This window comes from Phaeodactylibacter sp. (assembly GCF_022763345.1).
In the GTDB taxonomy this organism is placed as follows: Bacteria; Bacteroidota; Bacteroidia; order Chitinophagales; family Saprospiraceae; genus Phaeodactylibacter.
On record NZ_JALEGS010000058.1, the window covers coordinates 49,620 to 66,151 of the forward strand.

At 50.8% G+C, this 16,532-nt stretch carries 17 protein-coding genes; 5 read left to right on the plus strand and 12 right to left on the minus strand.

Annotated elements, in window-relative coordinates:
- Nucleotides 1-159: 159 nt before the first annotated feature.
- The 3 genes from MRY86_RS16120 to MRY86_RS16130 all read right to left on the minus strand — a co-directional run bounded on the left by MRY86_RS16120 (nt 160) and on the right by MRY86_RS16130 (nt 4,291).
- The gene (locus MRY86_RS16120) at nt 160-2,535 is read right to left on the minus strand and encodes a TonB-dependent receptor (protein ID WP_293569922.1); all 2,376 of its coding nucleotides are present in this window, start codon (nt 2,533-2,535) and stop codon (nt 160-162) included.
- 69 nt (nt 2,536-2,604) lie between these two features.
- A complete protein-coding gene (locus MRY86_RS16125; RefSeq protein ID WP_293569924.1) occupies nt 2,605-3,492 on the minus strand; it encodes a helix-turn-helix domain-containing protein in 888 nt (295 codons plus the stop codon).
- Nucleotides 3,493-3,748: 256 nt separating this feature from the next.
- Entirely contained in the window at nt 3,749-4,291 is a 543-nt protein-coding gene (locus tag MRY86_RS16130) for a YbhB/YbcL family Raf kinase inhibitor-like protein (RefSeq protein ID WP_293569926.1), read from the minus strand.
- 142 nt (nt 4,292-4,433) lie between these two features.
- Here MRY86_RS16130 and MRY86_RS16135 point away from each other — a divergent pair, with 142 nt between their 5' ends.
- Together MRY86_RS16135 and glpX are read left to right on the plus strand one after the other, a co-directional pair.
- Complete coding sequence (locus MRY86_RS16135; RefSeq protein WP_293569928.1) at nt 4,434-5,084, plus strand: HAD-IA family hydrolase; 651 nt, start codon at nt 4,434-4,436, stop codon at nt 5,082-5,084.
- A 64-nt stretch (nt 5,085-5,148) separates the two neighbouring features.
- Nucleotides 5,149-6,189: a class II fructose-bisphosphatase gene (glpX, locus tag MRY86_RS16140; RefSeq protein ID WP_293569930.1), complete on the plus strand. Its 1,041-nt coding sequence runs from the start codon at nt 5,149-5,151 to the stop codon at nt 6,187-6,189.
- Nucleotides 6,190-6,194: 5 nt separating this feature from the next.
- Here the strand turns inward: glpX and mce are convergent, their stop codons facing one another.
- From mce to cysQ, 3 genes are read right to left on the minus strand one after another with little or no spacing between them, the layout of a single operon-like run.
- On the minus strand, nt 6,195-6,599 hold the full coding sequence (gene mce / locus MRY86_RS16145; RefSeq protein WP_282778118.1) for a methylmalonyl-CoA epimerase: 405 nt from the start codon (nt 6,597-6,599) through the stop codon (nt 6,195-6,197).
- Between the two features lie 59 nt (nt 6,600-6,658).
- Nucleotides 6,659-7,924: an O-antigen ligase family protein gene (locus tag MRY86_RS16150; protein WP_293569938.1), complete on the minus strand. Its 1,266-nt coding sequence runs from the start codon at nt 7,922-7,924 to the stop codon at nt 6,659-6,661.
- 56 nt (nt 7,925-7,980) lie between these two features.
- Nucleotides 7,981-8,760, minus strand: a complete 780-nt coding sequence (gene cysQ / locus MRY86_RS16155) for a 3'(2'),5'-bisphosphate nucleotidase CysQ (RefSeq protein ID WP_293569939.1) — start codon at nt 8,758-8,760, stop codon at nt 7,981-7,983.
- 176 nt (nt 8,761-8,936) lie between these two features.
- Between cysQ and galE the strand changes: the two genes are divergently transcribed.
- Nucleotides 8,937-9,971 carry a UDP-glucose 4-epimerase GalE gene (gene galE / locus MRY86_RS16160; RefSeq protein WP_293569940.1) on the plus strand — a complete coding sequence of 345 codons (1,035 nt, stop codon included), beginning with the start codon at nt 8,937-8,939 and terminating at the stop codon, nt 9,969-9,971.
- Between the two features lie 3 nt (nt 9,972-9,974).
- On the plus strand, nt 9,975-10,595 hold the full coding sequence (locus MRY86_RS16165; RefSeq protein WP_293569941.1) for a DUF1684 domain-containing protein: 621 nt from the start codon (nt 9,975-9,977) through the stop codon (nt 10,593-10,595).
- Here MRY86_RS16165 and MRY86_RS16170 read toward each other — a convergent pair.
- Genes MRY86_RS16170 through MRY86_RS16180 form a run of 3 tightly spaced genes read right to left on the minus strand, consistent with a single transcriptional unit; the run spans nt 10,583 to nt 14,188 of the window.
- A complete protein-coding gene (locus MRY86_RS16170; protein WP_293569942.1) occupies nt 10,583-11,758 on the minus strand; it encodes a hypothetical protein in 1,176 nt (391 codons plus the stop codon). The two genes, MRY86_RS16165 and MRY86_RS16170, sit on opposite strands and share 13 nt — an antisense overlap.
- A gap of 23 nt (nt 11,759-11,781) precedes the next feature.
- A complete protein-coding gene (locus tag MRY86_RS16175) occupies nt 11,782-13,527 on the minus strand; it encodes a solute carrier family 26 protein (protein WP_293571647.1) in 1,746 nt (581 codons plus the stop codon).
- Nucleotides 13,528-13,546: 19 nt separating this feature from the next.
- Complete coding sequence (locus MRY86_RS16180) at nt 13,547-14,188, minus strand: rhodanese-like domain-containing protein (protein ID WP_293564259.1); 642 nt, start codon at nt 14,186-14,188, stop codon at nt 13,547-13,549.
- 90 nt (nt 14,189-14,278) lie between these two features.
- Here MRY86_RS16180 and corA point away from each other — a divergent pair, with 90 nt between their 5' ends.
- Nucleotides 14,279-15,376, plus strand: a complete 1,098-nt coding sequence (corA, locus tag MRY86_RS16185) for a magnesium/cobalt transporter CorA (protein ID WP_293564260.1) — start codon at nt 14,279-14,281, stop codon at nt 15,374-15,376.
- A 4-nt stretch (nt 15,377-15,380) separates the two neighbouring features.
- Here corA and msrA read toward each other — a convergent pair whose 3' ends face one another.
- From msrA to MRY86_RS16200, 3 genes are read right to left on the minus strand one after another with little or no spacing between them, the layout of a single operon-like run.
- Entirely contained in the window at nt 15,381-15,881 is a 501-nt protein-coding gene (gene msrA / locus MRY86_RS16190) for a peptide-methionine (S)-S-oxide reductase MsrA (protein WP_293564262.1), read from the minus strand.
- Nucleotides 15,860-16,258, minus strand: coding sequence for a methionine-R-sulfoxide reductase (locus tag MRY86_RS16195; RefSeq protein ID WP_293564264.1), 399 nt, complete (start codon nt 16,256-16,258; stop codon nt 15,860-15,862). Before MRY86_RS16195 ends, msrA begins: the two co-directional genes overlap by 22 nt.
- 5 nt (nt 16,259-16,263) lie before the next feature.
- Nucleotides 16,264-16,488: a hypothetical protein gene (locus tag MRY86_RS16200; RefSeq protein WP_039724401.1), complete on the minus strand. Its 225-nt coding sequence runs from the start codon at nt 16,486-16,488 to the stop codon at nt 16,264-16,266.
- Between the last annotated feature and the right edge of the window lie 44 nt (nt 16,489-16,532).

The following is a 16,532-nucleotide window of genomic DNA, read 5'->3' on the forward strand; positions in this document are numbered from 1 at the left end:
AGGCTACGCTGGGGCACGCTTGCCAGCCGGGTAGCTGACAAGCGTAGTCAGCATAGCGTTTCATAGTATGCTGGAGGGTGCCTCAAAAGTAAATCATTTTGTTTTAAGAAACAAATAATTTTACAAACGGGCTAACGACTCTCAATGCAATACGAAAGGCTAAAAATCGAAGACAACCCCAACTGTTGGAAGGGCTTCCCCATTGTTAATCGGAACAGCAACAAGTGTCCTGGGCATAATGATGTCCCCATTATCATTGCGGTCCAGGCCAAAAGTAGGGGGCTCGGGTATCTCCTGGGCAAAAGCATTTTGGATTTCCAGAAAGATATTAAGGGAAGCTTTCTTGAAATTCCATTTTTTGTCGATGCGGATATCGGCTTGATTAAAGGTATTCAGCTCCACGGTGCCCAGTCGGTTGTAATCCAGAATAAGAGCAGGATAGGAAGCAAGTGTCTGCTCCTGATCGACTGGGGCATAGGGAGTAGCCCCTACGAATCGGTATCTCAGGCTTATTTCCCAGTTCTTGCCCAGTTGATACCCTCCGGTGAACGTCAGCAGATGACGGCTATCCCAGGCTGAGGGGCGGTAGTTATCTTGAAAACCTGTGAATTCGCTTTTGAAAAGGGTATAAGCCAGGATACCGTAGAAGTTACCGGTGAACTGTTGCTGTAGAAGCAGCTCCAGCCCGTAAGTCCGCCCTTCACCAATTGATTCAATAGCTTCATTGCCCAGTACTTCAAATCCCGCCCCTTTATTTGCCAATGAGGTGCTGTCAACGATAGAGACCGGATAGTCATCATATATTTTCCAGAAGCCTTCCATGGAAATCGTGGTTGATGGTCGGGGTTTATACTTGATACCGGCTACGAAATGAGTGCTGCGGATGTACTGGGCGTCCTGATTGACAAAGACACCCTCGTTGCTTTGAAAGCCAAGAATAGTAAAGGGAGGGATCTTGTAATAAATACCTACTGATCCATTTAACCTCCATTGCTTTGCCTGATCCAGGGCATAGGACATTCCAATACGTGGAGAGAGCGTTTCTAATAACTGATTCTTTTGGTTGGTGAAGGTATTGGCATCTGCTCGAATACCAAAGGAAAGGTCCAGGCGGTTGTTCAAGAGTGTACGAGCCGCCTGTACAAAAAGGCCATAGCGATAAAAATCAATCTCTGTATCGAAATTTACCGGGTTAATAAAATTTAAAGTCGCATTGGTGTAGTTAGCTCGTTGGATGCTGAATCCACTACTGAGTATCCACTCTTCCAGGTAGTTGGTCACTTGATTCCGCCATTTGATTTCGGACTCTCGGCTGTCGTTTTGAAAGAGCACTCCGGTTTCCGCTACGTTGTCCTGAAATCGAGTGAACTCATTATTCAAAACATTAGTGCTGAGGGTTGAACGGAAGTTGCCATTGCCAGACTTGAAGCGTCGTTTGTAGGACAAACCTACTGTAGTTGTCCATTGCCGGATGACCGGCACCTGTTCCTGAGCGGCCTGTTGCTCGGGGTCAAATTCCTCAATGGCATTAACGGCAAGGTCATCAATAGATCCTACCCCAATCAAGCTGATTTCATTGTACTCATCAAACTCATGGTTAATTTTATACTGGTAATCCCAGTAATCCGGAAGTATGGGCAAGCCAATCAAATCAAATAACAATTGCAGGTAGGAGCGCCGGCCGGAGATGAGGTAGGTGGTATTAGAAGCTTCATTGTCACCTTTGAAAAGCGGGCCTTCCAGCGTCAGAGCTGTTTCAGAGGAACTGACCCGGACGTTGCCTTTGAATTCCCGGGCACTGCCTGTTCGTTGGTTGAATTGCAATACGCCGGAAAGAGGGTTGTCATAGCGGGCATTAAAGGCAGAAGTAGAAAGATCTACGTCTTCAATAAAAGAAACATTCAAAAGACCAATGGGGCCACCGGCGCTGCCTTGTGTGGCAAAGTGATTGATGTTGGGGATTTCTACGCCATCTAGGTAGTACACGTTTTCGTTAGGTGCGCCCCCTCGAATGATCACGTCATTCCTGAACCCCCCGATAGAACCGGAAACGCCTGGCAGTGATTGGACGACTTTGGCAATATCGTTATTTCCGCCCGGATAGGTTGAAATTTCAACTGCTGATAGGGTTTGCGATGATAGAGGACTTACAATATCATCCAGTGAACTGGCCTGTACAACCACTTCATCCAGGGTCTCGGTAGCCTCAGTAAGTTCAAAGTTGACAGGAGGGGTCCCTGCAGACCGGACGATTATATTGTACAAAGTGGCAGACTGATAGCCTAAGTAACTTGCCGTAACGTTGTAGGCCTTGGGTTCGATGCCTTCTAACTCAAAGTAGCCCTCTATGTCTGTGGTTGTGCCTGTTGCTGTACCCTCTAATTGTACAGTAGCGCCAATAAGGGGATCTCCGGATTTAGCGTCTTTGACATAACCGGAAAGGTTGCCATTACCCTGAGCACTGGCTGACAGTGAGGTGGCAAAAAGGCAGAAAAGGAGGAAAATAGATTGTAGTGTGGAGTTAAGAGTATTCATTCTTTTTTAAGTTTTGTTGGTACAAAACTGCAGCGAATGAACATGCATGTGTTAAGAGAAAACATGCGGTTATCCGGACAAATCTTGCAAAATGCGGCTCCGATACTGGGAAGGCGTACACCGGGTCATTTGCTTGAACAGCCGACTGAAATAAGAGGGGTCAGAAAAATTGAGATCAAAAGCGATCTGCGCAATGTCTTTGCTCTGGTCTTTCAGTAGAATCTTGCTATGGTTGATGATTTGCTCATGGATATGCTGTTTGGGGGGCTTACTTGTGACGCGCTTGACGCATCGGTTTAGGTAATTTTCGCTAACAGTGAGGGTCTCAGCATAGAACCTGACATCCTTATTGGACATGAAATTTGCATAAAGTAGTTCCTTGAACTGCATCGTTATTTCAGATGGCCTGTCCGGCTTATTCCAATTGGCAGGCCAGTTCTCTGCCAGCTTTAGTACAATTACTCTGATTAGAGCAGTGTAAGTTTCTTGTGCTAGTATGGTATTGTTACCATGGGGACTCAAGAGTTTGCAGCATTCGCATATCCAATTCATATCATTCTTTGATATCGAGTGCTTTGGATTAAATGTAAACCGGTTAAGAAGGGAACGGTCCGAAAAAATATGAGGAATGCTGGAATTATCAATATAAATAAAGTAACCATCAGTTGTGGGGTCAATAGATTTGATCCCATTGAGATGCCCCTCCCGAATGAATAAGGCATCATTTGCATTTAAGGTCAAAATTTTGTTGTCAACTTGTTGCTGACCACCTCCATTAGAAAACAGCAGTAAGAAATTGTAGGATGCCCGAAAAAGCGGGATAGGAGGCTTAATAAAGGTGGATGCAATAGAAAGGGGATAAATCTGCAGGGCATTAGACTGATAAAAAAAAGGGGGCTCCTGACCACTCATGTGTTGAGTGACAAACTGATCAAAATTGAATACATCAAAGGTCATTTTTTCCTGTTTTACTGATGCCATAAATTAGATATTGTCGCCACGGCTTTGAATGAGCATCCTAAACTTAAAATAGAATTGGGCTGTATGACGAGGAGTTCGCTTTTGGATGCGGTTTGCTCCTCGTCATGTGATCACCCGATCAGATTGTATACTGACGATTAAGTGGTTTGCCACAGCAAACCTACTCAATTCAGCATTTACGCTGGGAAATGGCTCGCTCTGATGTCGCAAACCACTTCGTATTGCGTATAAGTTACCGGCTATAGTACATCACAACCGAAGCTTTCTCAATCGTATTCTGCCAGAGGTAAAATCCAACAATAGCCGGGTTGGTATTGGCATCCAGCCCCAGCTTGTCGGTTTTCAGGGCGTGCACGGTGATGACATACTGATGGATACCGTGTCCCTCGGGTGGGCAGGGGCCGCCATAGCCAGGCGCACCGTAGCTTGTCACACTCTGAATACTGCCTTTGGGCATCTTACCACCTTTACTGCCGGCACCTGCAGCCAGCTCAGTGACATCAGCCGGAAGGTCGAAAGCGACCCAGTGCCAGAAACCACTGCCCGTGGGCGCATCCGGATCATACATCGTAATGGCGTAGCTCTTGGTGCCTGCGGGCGCATTTTCCCAGGACAACTGTGGCGATACATTCTCGCCATCACAGCCAAAAGTATTGGCTTCCTGTACCTTGGTCGCCTGCCCGCCTACATCCCCGCTCATTAGGGTGAAGGTCTGAGCCGATACGAAAGTACTCAGGCTAAGCAGCAATGCAAGTAAAAAGTTAGATTTAAGCATAATTTAGATTTAAAATGAAAGCAATTACGGTGTTGTAACGTTGATTAGCGCGAAAAGATGACAGACGGGCCGGAATATTGAAAAGCAGCCAACGGGGCACACCAATAATTCCTGTATTTTAGCGCCTCAAAACAACCATCGTATGGCTTTTTTAGACACCATCGACCTCATCGTTTTTGACCTGGATGGCACGCTCGTGGACTCCCGCTTCGATTTGGCGGATGCCGTGAACCACGCTATGCAGCAATTGGGGTGCCCAACTCTGTCCTATGAAGACTTGCCGCCTTTATTGGGCAGCGGCTTGTCCTATTTGCTGAAAGAAGCGGCAGGCACAGACGATCCCGACACCCTGCGCACCGCAAAAGCGCACTTCGATGCGTACTACGCTGAGCACTTCGTCACCAAGACCCAGCCTTATCCCGGCGTCATGGATACCCTGCGGGCACTGAAGCCCAAAAAGACCGCCATTTACAGCAACAAACTACAACACTTCACCGGGCGAATTGCGGAAGCCCTGGATATGGCTCCGCTCATGGACATCGTGCAGGGCGCTAATCCGGATGCCTATCCACTCAAACCCCATCCGGCCGGGCTGCAACGCATCCTGGAAAAGCTTGGGGTGCCTGCCGGCCGGGCACTTATGGTGGGCGACTCCACCCATGACATAGAAGCCGCAAAGGCCGCCGATATGCCTACCTGCGCTGTCACTTACGGCTACCGTTCCCGAAAAGAGCTGGAAGCGGAGGCCCCGGATTATTTTGTAGACCGATTTCCGGAATTACTGGCGCTGTAGTGATATTCCGCACAGTGGTGTTCGCCTGACTTCCCTATCTTTATCCTCAATAAAAGCATAACCTATGTCTGAACAAATGATACCACGTGCCGACCGCAACCTGGCTATGGAGCTGGTCCGTGCCACTGAAGCCGCCGCCATTGCTGCCGCCAGATACATGGGCATGGGCAAGAAAGAGGCAGGCGATCAGGCGGCCGTAGATGCTATGCGCACTTTCCTGAAAACCGTAGAGATGAGGGGGACGGTCATCATAGGTGAAGGCGAAAAAGATCAAGCCCCCATGTTGTTTAATGGAGAGCAAGTGGGGAATGGCGAAGGGCCGGAAGTCGATGTCGCCGTTGATCCGGTGGAAGGCACGACTTTGCTGGCAGAAGGGCGGCCAAATTCCATTACCTCCATAGCCGTAGCGGATAAAGGCAGCATGTGGGACCCGGGCAATAGTTTTTACATGAACAAAATTGTGGTGGAGGCAGAAGCCAAAAGCGCCATCGACATTACCAAGTCGCCCTCTTCAAACCTCTATAATATAGCTGAAGCTCTGGGCCGTAACGTGGAAGACCTTACCGTTTTCGTGCTCGACAAACCCCGGCACATGTCCCTCATCGAGGAAATCCGGCAGACCGGCGCGCGCATTACGCTTCACGCAGAAGGCGATGTTATCGGTGCGTTGATGGCAGCAGTACCTGGCACCGGTGTTGACGTACTCATGGGCGTGGGAGGCACTCCCGAAGGCGTGATCGCCGCTGCAGCGGTAAAAGCGCTGGGTGGTGGAATGCAGTGCATGCGGGCACCACAACGGGTGGAGGAGAAGCGGCAGCTTAAGCAGGATGGGGTGCAGTTAAAGGAAGTCCTCACCCTCGACACCCTCATCCGGTCCAATAATACCTTCTTTGCAGCCACCGGCATCACCGCGTCTTCTTTTCTGGACGGCGTGCACTTCGACCGTCGCGGCGGCGTCACTACTGAGAGTATTGTCCTGCGCTCTCTGACCGGCTCCATACGCTACATCAAAGGGGTGCACCGGCTCAACCGCACTCACGATATAGGTGGGAACATAGGGACCACTCCCGCCCATGTCGCTATGGAAATTATTGCACCAGATTAACGGTGCTACTCCTTAATTTCCTGGCAAAGTTCCAGCAGGACACCATTCGCACTTTTGGGGTGGACAAAGCAGACGAGCTTATTGTCTGCGCCCCGCTTGGGCTCTTCATTGAGCAGGCGAAACCCTTCTGCTTTCAGGCGCTCCATTTCGGCATAGATGTCTTCCACTTCAAAGGCGACGTGGTGGATGCCTTCGCCCCGCTTCTCTACGTATTTGGCAATGGCACTCTCCGGAGCCGTAGCTTCCAGTAGCTCTATCTTGGATTCTCCAATTTTGAAGAAGGCCGTTTTGACGTGCTCTGATTCAACTTCTTCTACTTTATAGAGTGGGCGGCCCAGGATTTTCTCAAAGAGCTCATTGCTCTCTTCCAGGTTTTTAACCGCAATTCCGAGGTGCTCGAGGCGGATCATATCTTTTGTTTTTTGTTTGCAGGATGCAATATACTTTGCCGGGCTAAGAATACAAATAATCAGCACGGGCTTTGGGTATCAATGTGCCGGATGCCCATAAGGGCAAACAGCAGGTAAAGCGTCAGTCCAAACTGCGTCTCCAGTGTATGCTCCACCATAAAGGAGGACAGTACAACAAGATGAAAGGCCGCCCAGAAAGCGTCCCGGTAACCACGCCGGTACAGCAACGGATAAAAGGTGGCCAGCAAGAAATAAACCAGGCCTAAAACTCCGGTTGCGCCAAGTACAAAAATATATTGATTATGAGGCAACAACTGCCGGCCAGCCAGCCCTGGGGCGTTCTTTTCATAGTACGCTTCTGCCGTTTCCCGTATATCGCCGATACCCACTCCAATCCACGGATGCGCCCTGGCCATGGACAGCCCGGCATTTATCGAGCCCAGGCGCTGAGAGTCAGACAATTCTTTGACTTCTCCGCCGTGAATTAGCAGATGAATGGTGTAACGGGTATAATTCACTTTGTTTTGCAGCGTCGGGACAGATTGAAAAGCGGCGTAGGCTAATCCTGCTGCTGCTACTATTACACCCGCTCCGAGCCAAAACTGCCTCCGTATTACGATAAGCCGGAAGAGGGCCAACCCGGCCAGCAGGTAGAGCGCCAGCAGGCCGCTTCGTACAGCAAGCAGATGCAAAAAGGCAATCATGAACAGACTGCCGCCAAGCAACAGGTAGCGCTCGGCCGGGTGCCACCACCAGAAACGACGGGCAGATAGGTAAAAGCCCCCCGCTACAGCCAGTGCCACAGTGAGGCTAAACCGGATATGCCGCATAGGCGTTGGCATCACCTGCCCTTTCTTGTATAAAGCTGTAATCGCGGCATAGTCGGCCAGGTAATTATACACGACTGCCAAACAGGTCACCAGGGTGAGCAGGAAAAACAGATACAACAAACCATAGTAAGACCTGCGCCCCAGCCGTGGGATGGACAAAATAGCAAAGGGCAGCAACAGCAAGGGCAGGGAAGTGCGTAGCCTGCGGAACAAGTAAGCCGTGTTTTCAGAATAAAGCCCGGACAGCGCATACACCAGAAAAATACCGGTAATGCCCAGGAGTGCCGGGTGCCGGATGAACTGTTGCCACAATTGCGGAAGCTGTCGGTTGAGCACCACATTACAAACCAGTGCAATAAAAGCAATGCTGATTAGGGCTTCAGCGGAAGTCATCATGCCTACCATCATCGCCACCAGGCAAGCCACCCCCAGCCACTGATGGTGGACCGGCTGCGGGAACGGACCTTGCTTTAGCGCCTTGAAATCAATGGGCATGAACCTGTATTTGTCTTCATAGACAGCCCGGAGCTTTCCAGGGGTTGGGTGGCGGCTTACTGCTGCAGGCCTCCGTAGGCAATAAAGTACGGATTGAGCAGATTTTCCTTGTTGTAGCGCAGGGGCTGCTTCGTTTCTTCATCGATAACCAAACCACCAGCTTGTTCCAGCACGGCTTGTGCAGCTGCGGTGTCCCACTCCATCGTTGGCCCCAGGCGCGGATAGACATGCGCCTCCCCTTTGGCAATGATCAGGAACTTCAGAGAACTGCCAGTAGGTACCAGCGAAGGGTTCTTCAGCTTATCCACAAAAGCCTGAGTGTCTTCATTGAGGTGAGACCGGGAACAAACCACATTCAAACCCTCATCAGTCAGCTTAAAGGCTGGCACTTCGAGCTTGGTGGTCTCCCCATTGGCTTCCATAAAGGCACCAACGCCCTCCGCACCCCAGTAGGCTTCGTCAAAGCAAGGTACATAAACGACACCCATTACCGGCTTGCCCGCATGGATGAGTGCGATGTTAACCGTAAATTCCCCATTGCGCTTGATAAATTCCTTGGTCCCATCCAATGGGTCCACCAGCCAGTGGTAATCGTAATTTTTCCGGGTCTCATAGGGCACCGCCTTGTTTTCTTCCGAAATAATGGGGTACTGCACAGACAGCTTTTCCAATGCCCGGCAGATGACTTCATTGGCTGCCTGATCCGCCAGTGTCAAAGGGGATTCGTCCGCCTTCAGCTCTACCCCAAGGTCTTTTTTACTGTAAATGGCCATGATGGCTGCCCCGGCATGACGGGCAATTTGTACAACTTCCTGTGCAAGTTCTTTTTTATCCATTGTTATTTTGGCTTACCTTTGGATGGCAAGGACAACACTAAGCCAGCCCTGCCTGATTATTCCTGAACGGGGCATTGCCCATCCTTCAGGGCACAAAGGTAGGTCGAAAACCGGCAGCCACCAAAGGGCTTCCATTCTTTGTCATTGAATTATCCACCTGTTAAACCACTTGCCCCATGCACAAAATCTTAGTGACCGGCGGTTGCGGCTACATCGGCAGCCATACTATTGTTGACCTTATTGATAATGGGTTTGATGTCATTTCGGCAGACAACCTCAGCAACTCCAGTGAAGAAGTCCTTGACGGGATCGAAGCCATTACCGGACGCCGCGTAAAAAACTACGCTATTGATCTCTGCGATCTTGAAGCCACTGAAGCGATGTTCAGGGAGCACAGCGATTTGGTGGGCGTGATCCACTTCGCTGCCCTGAAACATGTAGGGGAGTCGGTTGAACAGCCCATCCGCTACTTCCGCAACAACCTCAACAGCCTCATCAACGTCCTCGACTGTATGGTACGTTACGAGGTGCCCAACATCATCTTCTCTTCTTCCTGCTCGGTCTACGGCAATGCCTCCGAGCTGCCGGTAACCGAAAACACGCCTTTGGAAGAAGCCGAATCTCCCTATGCTCGTACCAAGCAAATGGGAGAGCACATCATTCAGGATTTTTCCCGCCGCCACCCCAGCCACAACAATATCCTTCTGCGCTACTTTAATCCGGCGGGTGCGCACGAAAGCGCTAAAATAGGAGAATCCCCCACCACGCCGGCTTCCAACCTCGTACCTGTAATTACCGAAGCGGCCATCGGTAAGCGCAAGGAACTGGTGGTTTTCGGGGACGATTACGATACCCGTGACGGCAGTTGCATTCGCGACTACATCCATGTAATGGACCTGGCCAATGCCCACACCAAAGCCCTGCAGTATGTAATCGCCGGCAAACAGGAAGGCCCGGTGGATATCTTCAACCTCGGCATCGGTGAGGGCGTGACGGTACTGGAAGCGTTGAATTCCTTCATGGCGGTGACGGGCGAAGATTTGCCTTACCGCGTAGGCCCCCGCCGCCCGGGCGATGTGGTGGCCATTTATGCCAATTACAAGAAAGCCGCCGACCAACTGGGCTGGCATCCTCAGCGGGACGTCAACGACATCATGCGCACGGCCTGGGCCTGGGAAAAAGTCCGCAGCAACGCAATGAAAGAAGCCTAAAATATGATAACAACCAGAAACCTGCTCGCTGTATTCGCCTGTCTGTTCCTCCTGCCACTGAGCAGCTGGGGGCAGGCGGATGCGGCTTACGCCAAAAGCATCCGGAAACACCGCAAGCATTACAAAAAGGAGTTCCTGGAAGATCAGCGCGCACCCCTCGATCGGAAGGGCGTGAAAAAATTACGCTTCTACGCGCCGGATACCGCTTTTAAGGTCACCGCAGCATTTGAGCGGGCTACCGATGCGGAACCTTTTGAAATGCCGACCTACAGCGGCGCCACCCAACCCTATGTAAAGTATGGTATGGCTACCTTCCGGCTCAAAGACACCACTCTGCAACTGGCCGTTTATCAAAACCTTCGCCTCATCCGTATGCCCCAGTACCGCGATCATTTGTTCCTTCCTTTCAAGGATGCCACAAATGGCGAGCAGACCTACGGAGGCGGCCGTTACATGGACATCAGTACCGCCGATATCCAGGAGGGCAAGCTCACCATCGACTTCAATAAGGCTTACAATCCATGGTGCGCCTACAGTGATGGGTACAGCTGCCCGATTCCGCCCATGGAAAACCATCTAAACATTTTCATAAAAGCCGGAGAGCTGGAATATCAAAAGCGGTAACCGGCCATAAGGCTGAGGCTGCTAACGTAGAAAAAGGGCGCATTGGGCGAGAATAAGCCAATATCGTCCAGCTCATAGCACAGGCTCACTTCCACCTTTTCCCCGCTTACGCTAAATCCTCCGAAGAGCCCAATCTGTGTGGGCTGCAGTACACGTTCTGTGAGGTTGAGCCGTACCGGGCTGCCAATTTCCCTGGAAATACTAAAGCCGGCAAAGATACTCCCGAATACTGTGGCAATACCACTGTTGCGCACACCCAAATTCAGTTGCAGGTAGTCCACATCTGCTTCGAAGTTATCGAAGTCGTCTGTAGTCCGGAATGGGGCATAAAGCGCTTCAATCAGGAAGCCCGACCGCCCGTCGCCGCGGAAGGGCAGGATGAGCAGGCTGCCACCAATTCTGGGCGTGAAGCCTCCCGTACCCACATCCCGGAAAATGCGGTCGCGGGTACTGATACGGGTGAATGCACTGCCGGCAAGCACTCCCGGGCGGAGGGTCATTTTTTTATACTCCAGCTCATAATCGAGCCTTTTGCGGCCCCCGCATTCGTTGTACTGCACGAACAAGCGTTTTATGGCCTCATCAGCAAAATTGATGTTGTCAATTTTCGTCCGGGCAGGCCGGCAGTCTGACATCGCCGTGCGGAGTTGTTCTTTCCATTTATCGTGCTTCATCCGGATGCGGCGCCCGCTCCCGACCCGTTGATAATTATGCTCCACAAGTTGAGTAAAGACCTCATCCTTCTCCAAAAAATAGTACGGCCGGCCTCCCGATGTTTCGTGGTAATAAAAGCCGAGCGTGCCTTCCACCACTGCCTGCAGTAGCAGAGTGTCCTGCACGTACAGCAAGGTGTCGCCCACCGGTATGGTGTCGGGGAGGTACAATCTTTGAACAGACCGGCTCAGGTAGCGGCGCTCCAGCTTATCTTCCGTAAGTACGACCTTGTTGATGTCAGCCGTATTGAGAAACTGAGGCTCGGGGTCGGAGCTGCTGCGGTAGAGCAGGCGTTTGGTACCTTTTTCCCAGTCTGGCTTTTCAATTTCGCCGGTAAGGCGGTCTCCGTTTTTGAGCCACACTTTGGCAGGGTAATAGGTTGTCAACTGAGCAGATACTGTGCCAGGCAGCACGGCCAACAGTGCGAAAAGGAGTAGTGGTCTGGCCATATTTCTTTTTAGGTAAATGTAAGTTATTTCCGGTTTTTCTTTTTGGGCTCATTGGTTTGCAACGCATCCGGCGTCCAGCTGCTATCCGCAGCATCGGCAGCGGTGTGGTAATACTCCACCGCATCATGGATTTGGATGAACTGATTGCGCTCGCCAATCACCTGCATGAGCCCGTGCCGGGAGAGCGCATCTCTTGCCGGGCCGACCACACCTGAGATGAAAAAGCGAATATTCCGGCCCTGCAGGATCTCGATGACTTCACCCAGCGCTTCAGCTCCTGTGGTATCAATATCATGTATGCTCGAAGCATCAAGTATAAAAAGCTGAAGCGCTCGTCCTTCCCGGGCGACAAGCCGCTCGATCTCATCCCGGAAATAATCGGCATTCCCAAAGTAGAGCTGCGCATCAAACCGGACAATGAGTACCTCTTCATGCTGCTGCGCATTGGAAAACCGGCTGATACTGCGGTAGCGGCGGGAATTGGGCAACTGCCCGAGCACAGCGATGTGGGGCCGGGAATTGCGGTAAACCATAATGGCCAGCGAAAGCAGCACGCCCATCAGCACCCCATTCTGAATACCCAGCAAAAGCGTGGCAACAAAAGTGGTCAGCATGGTCCAGAAATCCCGACGGTCAGCAGTCCAAAGGTGGCGGGCCTCTTTGTAGTCTACCAGATTGATCACCGCCGAAATGATAATCGCTGCCAATACCGCCTTAGGCAAATAATAAAACCACTCGGTAAAAAACAGCAACGTCAGAACGATAATCAGGGCGCTAATCAGAGATGAAATACCCGTTTTGGCCCCAGACTCCACATGAATAGCCGATCGGGAAAAGCTTCCTGAGGTAGGAAAAGCCTGGAAAAAAGCACCTCCAATTTTAGTAATGCCCAGTGCAATCAGTTCCTGATTAGGATCAATGCGCGGGCTGCTCTGCTGTCGGCCCATGGTTTTGGCAATAGCCACCGATTCAATAAAGCTGATGATGCAAATGGTCACCGCAATTGGCCAAATATTCAGGATGCGGTCTGCCGATAAATCCGGCCAGGCAAAAGGAGGCAGCCCCTCTGGCACTTTACCAATGACCGCAACGCCTTGCTGATCGAGGTCAAATCCAATCACCGCCAGGGTGCCGAACAACACAACGATCAGGGCCGTGGGAATGGCTTTGCTGATGCGCTTTAGCCCCTGAATGATGATGATGCTTACCACGCTAATACCAAGCGTAATCCAGTGCAGCTGGCCAATATGCTCAATCGCATCTCCACCCAGCACGAAAATATTGTTGCTCCGCTGTAGCGGAATGCCCAAAAGGTGCTTCAACTGGCTGAAGGCAATAATAAAGGCAGCCGCAGAGGCGAAGCCTGCAATAACCGGATGAGATAAAAAATTGACCAGCACGCCCAGCCGGAAAATGCCCAGCAGCAATTGTAAAATGCCCGCAAGCAGCGCAATAGAGACGGCAATACTGACCATTTCTGCTGTACTCAGGCCTTCTCCAAGGCTGAAAATCCCCGCCGCAACCAGCATGGAAACAATAGCCGCCGGCCCGACGGACAACTCACGGGAAGTACCAAAAACAGCATAGAGGACCAGCGAGAACAAACTCGCATATAGCCCGTAAATCGGGGGCAGCCCGGCCAAAAGCCCGTAAGCCATGCCCTGAGGCACAAGCATAATGGCTACAGTTAGCCCGGATTGAATATCACCTTTTAGGTAGCTGCTTTTGTATTTGGGCAGCCAGTCCAGGATAGGTATAAACTGCTTCAAAATAGAATGGGTGTATGATTTACTCTGACGGCACACCTGCTTCAAAGACCTTGTCAATCATTCCGTGCAAATTGACTACTGTCGCACTGCCCCTGGCTTTGAGCATGGATGCCGCAATAGTGGACCGGTAGCCACTGCGGCAGTGCAAATGATAGGCTTTGACCGGGTCGGCTTCCTGAATACGGTCGCGGAAAACTTCCAGTGGGAGTAATTGGGCTCCGGAAATATGGCTTTCCCCGAACTCATCGGGACGGCGTACGTCCAGCACATGAGCTACTTTCCCGCCTTTAAAGTCGGCAGCAAACCGGGCTACACCAAGCGTCGGGACTTCATCAACCGGTTTGCCGGCTACACGCCAGGCTTCAAACCCGCCTTTCAGGTAGCCTTGTATATTGGTGAAACCGGCTTCCCGGAGCAATTTTACAGCCTCCGCTACCTGAGCTTCCGGCACAACAAGCAAGAGCTTAATCGATGGATCAGGCAGCACGTGTTTTGCCCAATACGTAAAATTGCCTTCCAGTCCAATAAAAACAGAACCAGGAATAAAGCCAGCACTAAACAGACTTTTCTCCCGACCGTCTAACACGATCGTGCCTGTAAGGTTGGCAGTGGTTTCAAATTGTTCGACAGGCAATGCAGGGGGACTGATTGTTGCACTCATTTTCTGTGTTTTGTTAGATCAATATGGGTTGAGCTGGCGATTATTGGGCTGGTGGATTGCATTTTTGCAGAATTCAGCTATTTTACCACCATGAGTTTACCCAAAATTAGTACAAAGGCGACGCTTAATCTAAAGCCCCGGAAAAAAAAGCGTCAAAATACGGGCCTTGCACCAGGCAGCCTGATCTTCACCGGTCAAAAAAAGCTGGAAGAGGCGCAGGTAATGCTGGTGGAATACAGCATAGATGGCGAGGTGACGGAGCAAAGAGCAGAAGGGAAGATCCCAGATTCTGATGGACAGGCAATGGTCAGGTGGTATGATGTGCGCGGGCTTCACGATGTAGGGCTTGTGGAACAACTTGGTCAACGGTTTGGTGTTCATCCGCTGGCGCTGGAAGATATCCTGGACACCCAGCAACGCCCAAAATTTGAAGATTACGAAAACGGGCTGTTCCTGATCCTGAAGGCTTTGTCTTACGATGAGGAAAAACAACGCGTACAGACCGAACAGGTTGCCATTTTCGCCGGCGATGGCTTTGTGCTCTCCTTTCAGGAAAACGAGACAGACCTGTTCCCCGGCGTCCGGGAGCGTATCCACTCCGGGCGGGCTAAAATCAGAAAACGAAAAGCGGATTATCTGGCTTATGCCCTTGCTGATAATATCGTGGACCAGTATTATCTACTGCTGGACCGCATAGACCTCATTCTCGATGATCTTGAGGAAGAGATTCTTGCGAATGCGAACCGGAACAGCAAGAGCAAAATACACAACTTACGCCTGCAAACGATCACCCTGCGAAAAACGATCGCTCCCCTGCGTGATGCCATCGGTGCTTTTTCCCGGGTTGACAGCCCGCTCATGTCCGAAGGGACGGATGTCTTTGTCCGGGACCTCTACGATCACGTGGTGCAGATCATGGAGAATATTGATACCATCCGGGATATGATGAATGGCTTGTATGACCTTTACCTGAGCGAGATTAGCTTCAAAATGAACAGTATTATGCAGGTGCTGACTATTATTAGCACTATTTTCATTCCACTCACTTTCCTGGCGGGTATCTACGGGATGAACTTTGAGCACATGCCAGAACTGAGCTGGGAGTATGGCTATTACTACCTCTGGGGGGTAATGATAATGATCAGTGGTGCTTTAATATACTATTTCCGGAGGCGAAACTGGCTGTAATCTTTTAGCGATCTGTCGTCTGCTCTGCCCATCGGTTTTCCAGGAAGGACTTGGGCTGGATACCCCGGTTTTCGCAATACTGCTGATGCCGGTCCTCCGCTTCCCAAAATACAGAAGCGCTTTCGATTTCGGTTTTAACCGCATACCCCCGTTCCTGCAGTTTTGCTTTTAGATCAGTGGCGATGCGCTGCTGTGCCTGAGTGTGGCAAAAAATGGCAGACCGGTATTGTCCGCCTTTGTCGCGCCGGTCTACAGTGGGGTCATGTAACTCGAAAAAGAAACGGACAAGTGTTTCGTAGCGCACCTTGTCCGGATCAAACGTGACTTCCACCGCTTCCGCATGCCCCGTTTTTTTGGTGCAAACCTGTTGGTAAGTAGGGTGGGGGTGGTGCCCGCCAGTGTAGCCTACTCGTGTAGACTGTACACCGGGCACGCGGCTGAAAAAATACTCCTTGCTCCAAAAGCAGCCACAGGCAAAGGTGGCTACTGCTGTTGCTGGTCCCATTCTTCCTGCGGAATAAACTTCATAGAAATGGAATTCACACAATGACGGGTGTTTTTTGGCGTAAGCCGCTCTCCAATGAAGACATGCCCGAGGTGCCCGCCACAATTGTCGCAGAGGATCTCAGTACGCCGGCCATCGGCATCCGTTTCCCGGCGTACCGCACCAGGAATTTCATCATCGAAGCTAGGCCATCCGCACCCAGAGGAAAATTTGTCCTCTGATTGATACAGTGGCGCTTCACAACGGCGGCACACGTAGACGCCCCGTGCTTTGTGATTGTCGTATTCCCCGGTAAAGGGGCGCTCTGTACCTTTGTGTACGATGACCCGCTCCTCTTCAGGGGTGAGTGGATTCCAGTTTTCTTTGTTTTTTATCATGTGGATTAGTCTTCTTCTACTGCTGAAAAATCAATAGTCTTGATGATTTCCAGTGCCTTCTGCGCCTTACCCTGAGGCGTGTACAACGTGGCTGCGCCCAGGGAAGGAATAGCACTGTCGGGCTTTTCGAGAATATGGCTTTCGACGCCCTGTTGCTTTAATGCATCTTCGACCAATTTGGTTTTCAGAATTTCTCTTGATTCGAATACTTTTACCCAATCTTCTTTCATGAGGTTGTCGCTTTAAGTTGGTTAGAAATGATTTTGAATATGCA